Source organism: Kitasatospora sp. NPDC057940, assembly GCF_042887425.1.
Lineage (GTDB): Bacteria > Actinomycetota > Actinomycetes > Streptomycetales > Streptomycetaceae > Kitasatospora.
The window spans coordinates 1-14,394 of the sequence record NZ_JBHVPH010000010.1 but is presented as its reverse complement, the minus strand read 5'-3'; the positions used below and the strand labels follow the sequence as shown (position 1 = coordinate 14,394).

Below are 14,394 nucleotides of genomic sequence, written 5' to 3'. Positions count from 1 at the left end.
CAGGAGGTCGCCTGACGGAGGGTCACGAAGGCGCGACTCCGGGCGCCTGAAGATCAACATTCAGCGGGGAACCGCTCACGGCCGGTTATCGAGAATCTGACGATTCACTCGGCTATGTCCGTTTACGTACCGTCAGGAGAAGGGACCGTGAAGAGTTCAGAACTGCCGGTGAAAGGCCTCGTGCACCTGCAATGTCCCGTGCTGATGCACGTGCACAGCAGCTATCATCGCGTCAAGTGAGGCGTTGTGCCGGGCCGGTACGGGGCCGGTCCGTTCGTTCGGCGGGTGCCGGGAGCGCCGCGCTGGACGACCACTCCGGAGCTCTTCGGGAGATTTCTATGCACGACTCGCAGGACACGTACGGCTCGTACGACACCTACAACGGGATGGCGGCCGCCGACCTCAAGGGGGTTGTCTGGCAGAAGAGCCTGCACAGCAACTCCCAGGGGAACTGCGTCGAGTTCGCGGCCCTGCCGGGGGGCGATGTGGCGATGCGCAACTCGCGCTTCCCGGAAGGTCCGGCGCTCATCTACACCCGGGCCGAGATCGCCGCCCTGCTGCTGGGGGCCAAGGACGGGGAGTTCGACCACCTGGCGGTCTGACCGGCCGCCGTCCTGCCATCGGGGGGCCGTCGTGGGTGCTGACACCGCGACGGCCTTTGTCTTTTCCGGTGCCGGTCCGGGGCCGCACGACGGGCGCTCTCGCGACGGGCGCTCTCGCGGTCGACCGCGCGCAGGTGCGGCGGGTGGTCCCGCGCACGGCGGGGGGCTCGGACGTGGACGTGCGTCGGGCCGCCGGGGTGTCCGGCCGTCGGTCCGGCCGGCTCGTCCGGGGGGCGGGCCCGGGAATCGTCGTGGGAATCGTCCTGAGGGCTGAGCCGGAGCCCGTGGCACACCTGTGCCAGGCCCGTCGACCCGCCCCGCGGAGCCCGGGGTGCGGTCCTCCCGGGGCCTCCCTCGGCCGGCCGCGCGCCGTCTGGCGCTAGGCCGAGCGCCGGTGCCGTCCACCGAGTTCGGAACCGGTGGCCGGCTCCGCCTCGAACAGGGCCCAGACCACCTTGCCGCTGCCCAGCGGGTGCCAACCCCAGGAGCGGCTGAAGGACTCCACCAGGTGCAGTCCGCGGCCGGACTCGGCGACGAAGTCGGCCTCCCGGGCGACCGGGCCGGTGCAGCTCGGGTCGCTCACCGCGCAGACCACCTGGGGAGAGCGGTGGACCAGGCTTATTCGGATCGGCAGCCGGCCCTCGGGGGTCGGCTGGATGGGAAAGTCGTACTCGCCCTGGACGCCGCCCGCGGGGTCGGGCCGTGCGCCGATCGCATGCCGCAGTGCGTTGGTCACCAGCTCCGAGGCCACCAGCGCGACGTCGTCGAACAGCTCCATCAGGCCCCAGCGCTGAAGAGAGGTTCTGGCGAAGTCGCGCGCGGTTCTGACGGCTTCGAAGCGAGGAGCGAGCGTACAGGTGACCACATGGGGGTCAACCGCCAAAGCCGTACCGGTGCTCATGAAGAGCTCCTCCCATAAGGGGGCGGACACGGCTGGACCCGCCGGGGTCATGCCGGTCACCTCCGACTCGCTCGGCCGCTCGGCCGCCCCCTCGACCAGCGCGCGCGCACACGATCCCCCGGTGGCGCGGGGGAACGCTGCCGGGTCGGTGCACGGAGTCGCGCGTGGGGTCGACGCGGAGCCCGCGGGAATGCCAGGGATGTGCAGGTGCACGTGCACCATGGTGGTGTGCGCTCACTGCAGATGCAAGAGTCGATTCACGTGCAGTCGCACTATTGGCATATGCAAGCGCCGGATGCACGTGCATCCTGGTGTGTGGAGTGTGGAACTGATAGGAACATCCGTCAGTATCGGCACCGTGAGCGCTCAACTGATGGCAGACTGTGCGCTGTTTGCCCTAGGTGGAGGTTTCGACCGCATGACCACAGTTCAGCCGGGCGGCGGCTCGATGGTCCGCCGGATCCTCCTCGGTTCTCAGCTGCGTCGCCTGCGTGAGACGCGCGGCATCACGCGCGAGGACGCCGGCTACGCGATCAGGGCCTCGGAGTCCAAGATCAGCCGCATGGAACTCGGCCGCGTCAGCTTCAAGGAGCGCGACGTCGCCGACCTGCTCAGCCTCTACGGCGTGGACGACGGCCTGGAGCGGGAGGCACTGCTCGGGCTGGTCCGCGAGGCCAACAAGTCCGGCTGGTGGCACAGCTTCAACGACGTGCTGCCGGGCTGGTTCCAGACCTACGTCGGCCTGGAGGAGGCCGCCCAGCTGATCCGCACCTACGAGGTGCAGTTCATCCCCGGACTGCTGCAGTCCGAGGAGTACGCACGGGCGGTTTTCGGCCAGAGTCGGCCGGTCGTCAGCGAGGAGGAGATCGAGCGGCGGGTCAGCCTCCGCCTGCGTCGCCAGAAGCTGCTGACCGAGGGCGCCAGCCCGCGGCTGTGGGCCGTGATCGACGAGGCCGCGCTGCGCCGCCCCGTCGGCGGGCCCAAGGTGATGCGCGGCCAGGTGCAGTACCTGATCGACGTCGCCGAGCAGGCCAACGTCGTGATCCAGGTGATGCCGTTCCGATTCGGCGCGCACGCGGGGGAGTCCGGGGCGTTCACGATCCTGCGCTTCCCCGAACAGGACCTCGCGGACGTCGTCTACCTGGAGCAGCTCACCAGCGCGCTGTACCTCGACAAGCGGGACGACGTCGACGCGTACATCCAGGTCATGGAGCGGCTCTGCGTGGACAGCCTCACGCCCGAGCGGACCGTGGACCTGCTGGCCTCGATCCTCAAGGAGCGCTGAGGGGGACTCCCCGCAGAGCGTACGGGTCCGGCGATCGCTCGCCCGGACACCGAGCCGCCGTCCACCCGCCGTCAGCCGCGGGCCGGCGGCCGTTCGCGTTCCGGCGGCATTGCCTGCGGCGGGGTGCCCAGCTCCCAGGGCAGGTCGTAGCGGCGGAACAGGTCGGCCCGGATCAGTGCCAGCGGGAGTTCGGCGCCCGGCAGCAGCACCCCGATGCAGCCGCCCATCAGCGCGCTGCGCAGCACCGCGTGCTCGGCGGCCGGGTCCGGCGCGCCCCAGTCGAGCAGCAGGCCCTGGAGGATCGCGCCGAGCTGCTGCTGCTCCGGGTCCTGGACGAAGGTGCCGGAGTCCGGGTCCAGGATCAGCGCGAGGTGCGAGCGCATCACCCGCGGATGCTCCAGGGCGAGGGTGAGGACCGCGTCGATCGCGCGGGCCAGCCGGGCCGCCGGCGTGGCGTCCGGGGTCAGCTCGGCGAGCGCGCCGGAGAGCGACTGGTGCATCATCCGGTGCGTCGCCGACTGCATCAGCAGCCGTTTCCCGTCGAAGTAGTAGGAGAGCAGCCCGCGGGCGAGCCCGGCCCGCTCGGCGATGTCGGTCAGCGTGGTGCCCGCGTATCCGTGTCGGTCGACCAGTTCGACGGTGGCTCGCATGATGCGCCGACGGGAGCGTTGCCGCATCTCCTCATTGACCGAATCCCCGCGAGGTGCCATCGTGTCTGCTCCGAACGTTCGTTGGCTCCGGGCCAATATACTGGCGGAGCCGGTAGTCGCACCGTGGGACCGCGCGCCGGTGGGCGCCGCCCGGGCGCCCGGTACGAAGACGGCCGGCTCCACCAAAACGGGGGTTTGGTGGAGCCGGCGCCATTGGTCCGACGGCGGGGGGCCGGGGGCCTGCCCCGGGCGGCGGTCTACGGTCAGCGGTTGGTCAGGACTTCGGTCCGCGCCGTGCTCGACCCGACCGGGGGGTAATCGTAGTCCGGCACCGGCGCGGGAGCCGACTTCCGCCGCCGGTCGACCAGGGCGCCCGCCGCGGCGATCAGCAGGCCGAGCAGCGCGACCGCCGTGACGAACACCAGGGCCGGCCGGTAGCCGTCCAACTGCGCCTGCGGGCTGTCGCCGCCGGCACCGCCGGCGGCGATCATCGCGGTCGCGCCGGCCAGGACCACCGCGGTGCCGACCTGGATCGCGGTGTTGACCAGGCCGGAGGCCAGGCCCTGCTCCTCGTCGCCCACGCCGTCGGTGGCGGCGATGTTCACCGAGGGGAAGGCCAGCGCGAAGCCCACGCCGAGCAGCAGCATCGAGGGCAGGACCAGACCCAGGTACGAGCTGTGCTCGTCCAGCCGCAGGAACAGCGCGAACGCGCCGACCAGGGCCAGCAGGCCGATCGGCAGCAGCCGGCCGGTGCCGAAGCGGTCCACGATCGGGCCCATGAACGGTGCCGAGAGCGCGATGAACGCGCCGGCCGGCAGCAGCCCGAGGGCCATCTGCAGCGCCGACCAGCCCAGCAGGTGCTGCAGGTAGAGGGTGACGACGAACTGGAACCCGCCGTACGCGCCGGCCATGGCGAAGGCGATCACGTTGGCCCGGGCGACCGAGCCGTTGCGGAAGATGCCGAGCCGGACCAGCGGGTGGGCGGTGCGGCTCTCCACCAGCAGGAAGGCGGCGGCCAGTGCGGCGACCACGACCAGCGAGCCGACGGTGCGCAGGCTCAGCCAGCCGACGCCCTGCGCCTCGGTGACGGTGAACACCAGCAGCAGCACGGCCGCGGTGCCGGTGATCGCGCCCAGTACGTCGTAGCCGCCCTTGGCGCGCTCCTCGGCGGGGCGGGGGAGCAGCCGGACCGCGAAGAGCAGGGCGAGCAGTGCGACCGGAACCGGCATCAGGAACGTCCAGCGCCAGCCGACCGAGGTGAGCAGCCCGCTGAGCACCAGGCCAAGCGAGAAGCCGCTGGCGCCGCAGGTGGTGTAGATCGACAGCGCCCGGTTGCGGGCGGGGCCCTGGGCGAAGGTCGTGGTGATGATCGACAGGCCGGCGGGGGCGGTGAAGGCGGCGCTGACGCCCTTGAGGAAGCGGGCGGCGATCAGCAGCCCTCCGTCGTCGACCAGGCCGCCGAGCAGCGAGGCGGCGGCGAAGACGCCCAGGGCGACCAGGAAGACCCGGCGGCGGCCGAGCAGGTCGGCGGCGCGGCCGCCGAGCAGCAGCAGGCCGCCGTAGCCGAGCACGTAGCCGGAGACCACCCATTGCAGGGCGGAGGTGGAGAGGTGCAGCTCGGAGCCGATGGACGGGAGGGCGACGCCGACCATGGAGACGTCCAGGGCGTCCAGGAACATGGCGGCGCAGAGCACGATCAGGGTGCCCCAGAGGCGGGGTGTCCAGCTCAGCCCGCTGGTTGACGGGGCGTCGGGTGACGTGGCGGTCGCGGTGGTCATGGGGAGGACAGTACATGCGTGTGCATTCAATGCAAATGAATAAGATGTGAACACATAATTTTACGGCGCACATGCTAGGGTGGCACCGTGGCTGATCTCGACTCCCCGGCGGAGGCCGGTCTCGTCGCGCAATGGCGCGACCTGCTGGCCCGGCATGCCGCCACGGCCTGCATGCTCGATCGCGAGCTGGGTGACAAGTGCGGCCTGGGCGTGAGCGAGTTCGAGGTGCTGGAGCGCCTGGTGGAGGGGTGTCAGGGCGGCGGTCATACGCTGCGGGCGCAGGAGCTCGCCCACACCGTCCACCTCAGCCAGAGCGCGCTGTCCCGGGTGATCGCCCGCCTGGAGAAGGGCGGGCTGGTCACCCGGGCGATGTGCGAGAGCGACCGGCGGGCCATCGTGATCACCCTGACCGGGGCCGGTCGGGAGCGGTACGAGCAGGCCAGGCCGCTTCATCGCGAGGTGCTCGAACTGACCCTCGGCGCTCCGCTCGGGCCGCTGGGCGAGCCGCCGGCAGGCTGACCCTGGCGTCAACTCGGCGGGCCGGTGGCTGGGGTGGACCTTTCCGGGGGGCTTCTCGGAGGGGCGGGGCCTTCTCGGAGGGGCCTTCTCAGAGGAGCGAGGTCAGCCCCGGGGCGACGGCCAGCAGGACGGCCGCGGCAGGTGCGGCGAGGGCGACGACGGTGAGCCGCAGCCGGTGCGGCACGGACAGTCGCGGACGGCCCGCGAGCAGTCGGTCCACCCGCCGCGGGGACTGCGCCAGACCGGGCGGGCAGGAGCCGAACACCCCGCGGTCCAGGTTGAGTTCGGCCAGCGCGAGGGCGGTGGTGTGTCGGCCGTGCCGACGTGCCGCCCGGTCGTCGGCCGCCAGCTCCACCAGCTCCTCCACCTGGGCCCGGAAGGCGCTGAACACGCCGACCCCGGGGAAACCGGAGGCGAGCGCCTGGGCGCACTGCTGGAGCCAGTGGTGCCGGGCCCGGACGTGCCCGCGCTCGTGGCTCAGGACGGCGGCCAACTCCCGTGCGGTCAGCTGCTGGAGGGCGCCGGTGGTGACCACCAGGCGGGAGTCCGGGCCGGGCAGCGACCACGCCTCGGGGCGGACGTTCTCCAGCACCACCAGCCGCTCCCGGCGACTGCGGGCGGCCGCGATGGCCTCGGGCAACTCCGGAGCGCGGACGGTCAGTTGAGCATGCCGGTGGTCGCGGATCGCCTTCGCGGAACGGACTTCGCGGGTGAGCGCCAGCACCGTCTGCAGGCCGCCCGCCGCCAGCACCGCGGCGCACAGCCGGCCCCAGCCCTCGGCGTCCTGGAGGCCGTACGCGGCCTCGACGCCGTGCGGGGCGCCCGAGAACACCAGGGCACGCAGTTCGGGCAGCGCGGCGGAGGCGGCCAGCAGCAGGCCCAGGACGCAGCACAGCAGCACGGCCACCACCAGGCACTGCCATGCCAGCAGCGCCAGCACCGGTTCGCGCTCCGCCCAGCGGGCCCGGGCCAGCAGCCGGGGCGCGACGGTCGAGAGCAGCAGTCCGAGCAGCAGCAGGCCGATCAGGGCAGTCATCGCATGGGCTCCCCGAGTACGCACGGAACGCGACAACGCGCTCCCTGCCAACCTATGCGCTGATGACGCCCGGAGGAACGGCTTTCGACCGGCCAGTGACCAACGACACGTCAGGGATGGGGTCTTGGACCGGTCCGGGCTCACATGGTCAGGAGCATGGCGAACATGCCGATGCCCATGGTGAGCCGGCAGGCCCGGGGCAGCCCGGCGGTGCCGAGTGCCACGGTCCCGGAGGGGGTGTGCAGGAGCCGGGTGCCGGCCCACAGGGAGTAGGCGCCGAAGTAGAGCAGGAGGGAGCCGGTCAGCAGCGGCGTGCCCGCGTCGGCGGCGTGGTGGTGATGGCCGGGAGCGGCGGTCATCGCGAGCGCCATGTACGTCATGGCGAGCGCGCCGATCGCGTGGTGCAGCCGGTGTGCCCGGCGGGCCGGGGCGCGTACGGCGGCGAGCAGGAAGGCGGCGGCGGGGAGGCCGAACACCCAGGCCCAGACGGTGGCCGGGACGGCGCCGCCGGTCACGGCCATGGCGGCCATGCCGAGCCCCATCAGGGCCTCGGCGGCGTCGGACTCCCGGGCGAGCAGGCGGCGGGCGCCGAAGTGGTGAGTGGTGTCGGCGGCGCAGGGGGAGCGGCGCAGCCGGGTGAGGCAGTAGGCGCCGGCGGTGGCGGTGAGGAGCGCGAGCAGCCAACTGATCAGCGAGGGTCCGTGCAACGGCGGCCTCCCGGGGCGGCGGGGGCGGGCGGCCGGCGGTGGTGCGGCGGGGGCGGCGGCCCGCCACATCCGTCGCCCGCCGACCGCGGTCTGGACGGTCGTCCAGTCCACGATCACCGCTGTGGCCGGGGCGCGGGCAGGGCGCGCACCGGGGCGCACAGTGGTGCCACCCGGTGTGCGGCCACCGGACCCACGCTCCGCCGCCCCGGCCGGTGCTCAGCCCGCGAGCCGCCCCGAGGCGACGACCCGGCTGAGGAACCGTCGCGTCCGCTCCTCCCGCGGATCGCCGAACACCTGCTCCGGCGGCCCCTGTTCGAGCACCACCCCGTCGTCCAGGAAGCAGACCTGGTCGGCCACCTCGCGCGCGAACCCCATCTCGTGGGTGGACAGGACCATCGTCATGCCCTGCTCCTTGAGGTCGCGCACCACCGAGAGCACCTCCCCGACCAGGACCGGGTCGAGCGCCGCGGTGATCTCGTCGAGCAGCAGCAGCCGGGGTCCGGTGGCCAGCGCCCGCACGATGGCGACGCGCTGCTGCTGCCCTCCGGAGAGCCGGTCCGGGTACTCCTTCGCCTTGGCCGCCAGCCCGAGCCGGTCGAGCAGCCCCAGCGCCTCCGCCTCCGCCTCGGCCCGCCCCCGTCCGTGCACCCGGCGCGGGGCGAGCGTGATGTTCTCCAGCACGGTCAGGTGCGGGAACAGGTTGTAGGACTGGAACACCACGCCGATCCGGCGGCGGACGGCGTCCTGGTCCGCGCGCGGGTCGGTGATCTCCTCCCCGTCCAGGAAGACCGCCCCGTCGTCGATCCCCTCCAGCAGGTTGACGCACCGCATCAGCGTGGACTTGCCGGAGCCGGACGCCCCGATCAGTGCCGTCACCGAGTGCTCGGGCACGGCGAACCCCACGTCGCGCAGCACCACCTGGCCGCCGAAGGTCTTGCGCACGGACTCCAGCCGGAGCACGTCCCCGCTCACACCGCACCTCCCTGGAACTGTCGACGGTTCGTCCGCGCGGTCAGCCAGTCGGCGAACCGCGTCAGCGGAATGGTCAGCACGATGAACACCAGCCCCGCCACCAGGTACGGCGTGAAGTTGAACGACCGGGACGCGATGATCTTGGCCGCGTACACCGCGTCGATCGCCCCGCCGATCGAGACCAGCCCGGTGTCCTTCTGCAGGCTGACCAGGTTGTTCAGCAGCGGCGGCACCACCCGCCGCACGGCCTGCGGGAGCACCACGTACCGCATCGCCTGCGCGTTGGTGAGCCCGAGCGACCGGGCCGCGGCCCGCTGGCTGGGGTGCACCGACTCGATGCCGGAGCGGAACACCTCCGACACGTAGGCGGAGTACGTCAGCACCAGCGCCGCCCCGCCGAGCACCAGCGGATCGGTGGTCACCCCGCCGAGCCGCAGCGCCGGCACCCCGGTGATCATCACCAGCAGGCAGATGATCATCGGCAGCCCGAGGAAGAAGTCCACGTACGCGGTGGCCAGCAGCCGCACCGGCAGGAACACCGGCCCGCGCAGCGTCCGCAGCACCGCGAGCAGCAGGCCGAACACCAGGATCAGCGCGCCGCAGCCGAGCATCAGCTCCAGGTTGAGCCGCAGCCCCTTCAGCACCTCGGGCAGCGCCTGGCGGGCGTAGTCGGCGTTGAAGAAGGTCTTCCGAGTCACCTCCCAGCCGGGGGAGTTGACGACCAGCAGGTAGAGCGCGACCGCCGTCGCCAGGGTCGACCCGGCGGCGATCAGCGCCGACCGGCGGGCCCGGCCGCGCCGGTAGGCCTCGTGCGCCAGCCGCCGTTCGGACGGGCGGTAGCCGTCGTCGCCCCCCTTGCCCCCGCCGCCGTCGCGGCCCTCCCCGTCTCGGCCCTCTCCTTCGAGGCCCTTCCCGGCGTGGCCCTTCCCGGCGTGGCCCTTCCCGTCTCGGCCCTTGGCGACCGACGCCGGACCGGCCGCCACCGCGTCGCCGCTCACTTGAGCACCGGCGCCGAGACGGCGTCGGAGAGCCACTGCTTCTCCAGCTTCGCGAGCGTGCCGTCGGCGCGCAGCGCGTCCACCGCCTGCGACACGCAGCCGGTCAGCTTCGAGCCCTTGTCCAGCACCAGGCCGAACTGTTCGCCCTGCGTGGCCCCCGCGAACTGGCCGACCACCTGCGCCTCCGGCACCTCGGCGCCGGTGATGTAGAAGGCCGTCGGGAGGTCCACCACGAGCGCCTCGATCTGGCCGTTCTTCAGCGCGGCCTTCGCGAGGTCGTTGGAGTCGAACACGGCCGGCTGGACGCTCGGCTTGATCGTGTTGGTGATGGTGTCGAGGCTGGTGGTGCCGACCTGCGCGCCCAGCTTGGCGCCCTTCAGGTCGGCGATGCTCTTCGCGCCCGCCGCCTTGGAGTTCTTCAGCGCGATGACGGCCTGGCGCACGTCGTAGTAGCCCGAGGAGAAGTCGACGGCCTGCTTGCGCTCGTCGCTGATGGACACCTGATTGACGTCGAAGTCGAAGTCCTTGGCCCCGGGCGAGGTGGCCTTGCCGAACGGCGCGACCACCCAGCTGACCTTCTCCTTGGGATAGCCCAGCTTCTCCGCCACCGCGAAGGCCACGGCGGACTCGAACCCCTTGCCGTTCTCCGGCTTGTCCTCGGTGAACCACGGGTCGTACGCGGGCTTGTCGGTGCCGACGGTCAGCGTCCCCGCCGTCCGGGTCGCCAGCGTTCCCGGCGCGCAGGCCGCAGCGGCACCGGCCGCACCCGAGGAGCCCGAGGCGGCGGCCCCGTCGGACTTGGCGTCCTGCGGCGCGCACGCGGTCAGTGCGGCGGCCGCGGCGAGCAGAGCGGCGAGGGGCAGAGCGGCGGACGGCTTGCGGATGGTCATGGCAGGGCTCCAGTGAGGAAGGGCCGGGCGGGGCAGGAGATGCGAAGGGCCGGGCTGGGCAGGGAAGGCGACGGGGAGGGCCGGAGAGCGACAGGGTTGGCCGGAGTGCGACGGGGCGGGCCGGGGCCGGCCGCGGGCCCGGCGGGTCACTTCCCCCCGGTGGCGGCGCCGGAACACACACGGCATGGTCGGCGTACGGGCCCGCGTCCGCGGCGCCCTCCGAGCCGGATCAGCGACAGCGGCGGCAGAGGCCGCGCACGCGACAGCAGGCGTGACAACAAGAGGGCGCCCGGAACAGGCCGATGTGGCACTCGGTCACCGTGATCACCGCCGGGAGCATGGCGGGAGGTTCGCACTCCGACAGCGCGTCTGTCCAGAACATCCAGAACCCTGTCCACATGGCGGACGCCCGGCCGGCGGGCCCGCGCCCCGGGGCCCCGCGCGGGCCTCGGCGGAGCCACGCCGGAGCTTTGTCGGTTGCGACCCCCTTGAACAGGAGAACCTTTCGTACTTATGGTGTCTCCGTTGAAATAACTCCTGTCGAAGTGAGTCCCCGATGCAGAATCTTTCGCCAAGGCTCGCTGCGGCGGCCGACGCCCCGGTCTCGACCCTCGCCGGCCACCCGGCCTGGCTGCGCCTGAAGGAGGCCGTCGAGACGCTGCGCCCGCTGCAGTCCAAGGACGGCTCGATCGATCTGTCCGCCGTCCAGCGGCACACCGTCGACCCGCTGGTGGCCACCGTCCGCGGCGCCGTCGAGGAGCTCGCCCCGCTGTTCCCGCACGACGCCGCCTACCTGGCCGCCGTCGACGCGGACCTGGCCAAGTGGGCCGACACCGGCTACCGGGAGCCCGACTTCCTGGACTCGCTGCTCGCCTTCCACCCCGCCGACCAGCGCGAGGACGGCCTGGAGCACCTCGTCGTCTTCCCGATGTACACGCAGAACGGCAACCCGAACCGCAACCTGGAAGCCGTCCTGCTGAGCGTCGTGTGGCCCGACTGGCTGGCCGAGCTGGAGCGGACCCGCTTCGACAACCCGATGTTCGTGCCGATCACCTTCACCGACTTCACGGCCGGCTACGACACCAACTCCGCCGTCCTCTTCCCCGAGACGGTCGCCGTGCGCAAGGCGCCGGAACGTTTCACCTGGGGCGGCATCTTCTGCGACCGCGAGGCCGCCCGCTTCCGCGCCGTCACCACCAGCGCCGTCCAGCAGCTCGGCCTGGAGATCCCGGCCGACGCCGAGGGCCTGCTCAAGGACCAGGACCGCGCGCAGGAGACCTTCGTCCTGTGGGACCTCGTCCACGACCGCACCCACAGCCACGGCGACCTGCCGTTCGACCCCTTCATGATCAAGCAGCGCAGCCCGTTCTGGATGTACGGCCTGGAGGAGCTCCGCTGCGACCTCACCACCTTCAAGGAGGCGGTGAAGCTGGAGGCCGAGGGCAACGAGCACGCCCGCGACGTCCAGTACGCGATCCTCTTCGACCGCCTGTTCCGCTTCCCGGTCAGCGGCGACCGCGTCCGCAACTACGACGGCATGGGCGGCCAGCTGCTCTTCGCCTACCTGCACAAGCACGACGCGCTGCGCTGGCGCGACAACCGCCTCAGCATCGACTGGGACCGGGCCCCGCAGGTCACCAACGAGCTCTGCGCCGAGATCGAGACCCTCTACCGCGACGGCATCGACCGGCCCAAGCCGGCCCACTGGATCGCCGCCTACCAGCTGGTCTCCCGCTACCTCACCCCGCACCCCGCCTCCACCTGGGCGAAGGGCCCCGAGGCGCTGCCGCTCGACATCACCGACGGCAAGGCCCTCAACAAGGCGCTGTGCGACGCGGTGCTCCCGGACGAGTTCCCGCTGAGCATGTTCTACGAGGCCCTGTCCAAGAAGCTCGGCGGCGTCATCGCCGCCACCGCCGGCATCACCGGCACCGGTATCCAGGGAGCCGCCGCGTGACCACGACCACCAAGTCCCCGCTGACCGGCAAGGTCATCGCCGTCGCCGGAGCCAGCGGCCCGGCCGGCCAGGCGGTGCTGCGCCGCCTCACCGCCGACGGCGCCACCGTGATCGGTGCCGACATCGACGCCCAACGCCTCGAATCCGCGCTGGACGCCACCCGCATCGCCGTGCGCGGGGCCAAGGTCAGCGGACAGGTGATCGACCTGCTCGACCCGCAGGAGGTCCACGACTGGGCCGACCACCTGGAGGCCGAGCACGGCCACGTCGACGGCCTGTTCCACCTGGTCGGCGGCTGGCGCGGCAGCAAGACCTTCTTCGACACCCGCCTGGACGACTGGGACTTCCTGCACGACACCGTCGTGCGCACCCTCCAGCACACCTCGCTGGCCTTCCAGCCCGCCCTGGTCCGCAGCTCCGCCGGCCGCTACGCGATGATCTCCGCCGCCGCCGCCCACAAGCCCACCGCCGGCGGCGCCGCCTACGCGGCCGCCAAGGCCGCCACCGAGGCCTGGACCCTCTCCATGGCGGACTCCTTCAAGAAGGAGACCACCGCCCCCGACGGCGAGCCCACCGCGGCGGCTGCCATCCTGGTCATCAAGGCGCTGGTCAGCCCCGAAATGCGGGCCGAGAAGCCGGAGGCGAAGTTCGCCGGCTTCACCGACACCGCCGACCTCGCCGGACACCTGGCGGGCCTCTGGGACCGCCCCGCAGCAGAACTGAACGGACAGCACCTGTGGCTGACAGCCCGATGACCGACCTCACCCGTACGGACGCGGTACGGCGGCACGACCCCGCCGTCCGCGGCTTCGCCAGCGACAACTACGCCGGCGTGCACCCGGAGATCCTCGCCGCGATAGCCCTCGCCAACGGCGGCCACCAGATCGCCTACGGCGAGGACGACTACACGGCCCACCTCCAGGACGTCTTCCGCCGCCACTTCGGCGACAAGGCCGAGGCCTACCCCGTCTTCAACGGCACCGGCGCCAACGTGGTCGCCCTCCAGGCGCTGCTCCCGCGCTGGGGCGCCGTGGTCGCCGCCGAATCCGCCCACATCAACGTGGACGAGGGCGGCGCCCCGGAGAAGATGGGCGGCATCAAGCTGCTCACCGTCCCCACCCCGGACGGCAAGCTCACCCCCGAGCTGCTCGACCAGCAGGCCTGGGGCTTCGGCGACGAGCACCGCGCGCAGCCGCTCGCGGTCTCCATCACCCAGAGCACCGAGCTCGGCACCCTCTACACCGCCGACGAGATCCGCGCGATCACCGAGCACGCCCACCAGCTCGGCATGCTCGTCCACGTCGACGGCTCCCGCCTGGCCAACGCCGCCGCGGCACTCGGCCTGCCGCTGCGCGCCTTCACCACGGACGTGGGCGTCGACGTGCTGTCCTTCGGCGGTACGAAGAACGGCCTGCTGTTCGGCGAGGTCGTGGTGGTGCTCAACCCCGAGCGGGTGCGGAACATCAAGTTCCTGCGCAAGACCTCGATGCAGCTCGCCTCGAAGATGCGCTTCCTCTCCGTCCAGTTTGAGGCGCTGCTCTCCGGCGACCTCTATCTGCGCAATGCCGGGCACGCCAATGCGATGGCCAGCCGGCTGGAGGCGGCCGTCCGCGGGATCGACGGCGTCGAGATCGTGCGCCCGGTCCAGGCGAACGCGGTGTTCGCGATCCTCCCGCGGGAGGTGAGCGAGCGGCTGCAGAAGCACTACCGCTTCTACTTCTGGAACGAGCACACCGGCGAGGTGCGCTGGATGTGCTCGTACGACACCACGGAGGCCGACATCGACGGCTTCGTGGCGGCCATCGCCGAGGAGATGGGCCGCGTCTGACGGCGCCTGAACATCGGATCGCCCCTGCCCGGGATCCCGGGCAGGGGCGATTTGCATGTGGCGGTCCTGTCCCCGTACAGTTCCGGAGTCGCCGCGAGAGAGCGGGGGCAAGTGGAAAGCGAATTCCGATGAATGAAACTCCGGAAAACGGAGCGGAAAACATCTGATAAGCTTGAAACACGAAAGAACGAAGCGCCCGGAGGGCCCGCTGGAAGGCGGTCCGAAGGAAGTGTCCGTTCCTTGAGAACTCAACAGCGTGCCAAAAGTCAAC

14 protein-coding genes are annotated in these 14,394 nt (G+C 71.8%); 6 read left to right on the top strand and 8 right to left on the bottom strand.

Translation table 11 applies throughout. From position 1 onward, the window contains the following. Window positions 1-338 precede the first annotated feature (338 nt). A complete protein-coding gene (locus ACFVTF_RS17675) occupies window positions 339-602 on the top strand; it encodes a DUF397 domain-containing protein (protein WP_363585895.1) in 264 nt (87 codons plus the stop codon). 379 nt (window positions 603-981) lie between these two features. On the opposite strand, the gene ACFVTF_RS17670 is transcribed toward ACFVTF_RS17675, so the two are convergent. Then, a complete protein-coding gene (locus ACFVTF_RS17670) occupies window positions 982-1,503 on the bottom strand; it encodes an ATP-binding protein (RefSeq protein WP_371521062.1) in 522 nt (173 codons plus the stop codon). 418 nt (window positions 1,504-1,921) lie between these two features. Here ACFVTF_RS17670 and ACFVTF_RS17665 point away from each other — a divergent pair, with 418 nt between their 5' ends. After that, complete coding sequence (locus tag ACFVTF_RS17665; RefSeq protein WP_063350131.1) at window positions 1,922-2,788, top strand: helix-turn-helix transcriptional regulator; 867 nt, start codon at window positions 1,922-1,924, stop codon at window positions 2,786-2,788. Window positions 2,789-2,859: 71 nt separating this feature from the next. Here the strand turns inward: ACFVTF_RS17665 and ACFVTF_RS17660 are convergent, their stop codons facing one another. Both ACFVTF_RS17660 and ACFVTF_RS17655 read right to left on the bottom strand, forming a co-directional pair. After that, complete coding sequence (locus ACFVTF_RS17660; protein ID WP_387814429.1) at window positions 2,860-3,438, bottom strand: TetR/AcrR family transcriptional regulator; 579 nt, start codon at window positions 3,436-3,438, stop codon at window positions 2,860-2,862. 263 nt (window positions 3,439-3,701) lie between these two features. Beyond that, window positions 3,702-5,216 (bottom strand): MFS transporter, encoded by a 1,515-nt coding sequence (locus tag ACFVTF_RS17655; protein ID WP_387814427.1) that lies wholly within the window; start codon window positions 5,214-5,216, stop codon window positions 3,702-3,704. Window positions 5,217-5,303: 87 nt separating this feature from the next. Here ACFVTF_RS17655 and ACFVTF_RS17650 point away from each other — a divergent pair, with 87 nt between their 5' ends. Then, window positions 5,304-5,735 (top strand): MarR family winged helix-turn-helix transcriptional regulator, encoded by a 432-nt coding sequence (locus tag ACFVTF_RS17650; protein ID WP_387814425.1) that lies wholly within the window; start codon window positions 5,304-5,306, stop codon window positions 5,733-5,735. An 88-nt stretch (window positions 5,736-5,823) separates the two neighbouring features. Here ACFVTF_RS17650 and ACFVTF_RS17645 read toward each other — a convergent pair whose 3' ends face one another. From ACFVTF_RS17645 to ACFVTF_RS17625, 5 genes are all read right to left on the bottom strand, one after another. Then, window positions 5,824-6,771 carry a M56 family metallopeptidase gene (locus ACFVTF_RS17645; RefSeq protein WP_387814423.1) on the bottom strand — a complete coding sequence of 316 codons (948 nt, stop codon included), beginning with the start codon at window positions 6,769-6,771 and terminating at the stop codon, window positions 5,824-5,826. A 140-nt stretch (window positions 6,772-6,911) separates the two neighbouring features. Then, on the bottom strand, window positions 6,912-7,589 hold the full coding sequence (locus ACFVTF_RS17640; RefSeq protein ID WP_371521076.1) for a DUF5134 domain-containing protein: 678 nt from the start codon (window positions 7,587-7,589) through the stop codon (window positions 6,912-6,914). A gap of 105 nt (window positions 7,590-7,694) precedes the next feature. Continuing rightward, window positions 7,695-8,450 carry an amino acid ABC transporter ATP-binding protein gene (locus ACFVTF_RS17635; RefSeq protein WP_063350137.1) on the bottom strand — a complete coding sequence of 252 codons (756 nt, stop codon included), beginning with the start codon at window positions 8,448-8,450 and terminating at the stop codon, window positions 7,695-7,697. Further along, complete coding sequence (locus ACFVTF_RS17630) at window positions 8,447-9,268, bottom strand: amino acid ABC transporter permease (protein WP_371522953.1); 822 nt, start codon at window positions 9,266-9,268, stop codon at window positions 8,447-8,449. The genes ACFVTF_RS17635 and ACFVTF_RS17630 overlap by 4 nt, the downstream gene beginning before the upstream one ends. A gap of 176 nt (window positions 9,269-9,444) precedes the next feature. Further along, window positions 9,445-10,338: an ABC transporter substrate-binding protein gene (locus ACFVTF_RS17625; RefSeq protein WP_387814420.1), complete on the bottom strand. Its 894-nt coding sequence runs from the start codon at window positions 10,336-10,338 to the stop codon at window positions 9,445-9,447. Between the two features lie 556 nt (window positions 10,339-10,894). On the opposite strand from ACFVTF_RS17625, the gene ACFVTF_RS17620 reads away from it, so the two are divergent. The 3 genes from ACFVTF_RS17620 to ACFVTF_RS17610 are packed head-to-tail and all read left to right on the top strand — an operon-like array spanning window position 10,895 to window position 14,123. Then, complete coding sequence (locus ACFVTF_RS17620; RefSeq protein ID WP_371521081.1) at window positions 10,895-12,295, top strand: DUF6421 family protein; 1,401 nt, start codon at window positions 10,895-10,897, stop codon at window positions 12,293-12,295. Continuing rightward, on the top strand, window positions 12,292-13,050 hold the full coding sequence (locus tag ACFVTF_RS17615) for an SDR family NAD(P)-dependent oxidoreductase (protein ID WP_387814418.1): 759 nt from the start codon (window positions 12,292-12,294) through the stop codon (window positions 13,048-13,050). The genes ACFVTF_RS17620 and ACFVTF_RS17615 overlap by 4 nt, the downstream gene beginning before the upstream one ends. Further along, window positions 13,047-14,123: a low specificity L-threonine aldolase gene (locus ACFVTF_RS17610; RefSeq protein ID WP_350875705.1), complete on the top strand. Its 1,077-nt coding sequence runs from the start codon at window positions 13,047-13,049 to the stop codon at window positions 14,121-14,123. Before ACFVTF_RS17615 ends, ACFVTF_RS17610 begins: the two co-directional genes overlap by 4 nt. Window positions 14,124-14,394: the final 271 nt, after the last annotated feature.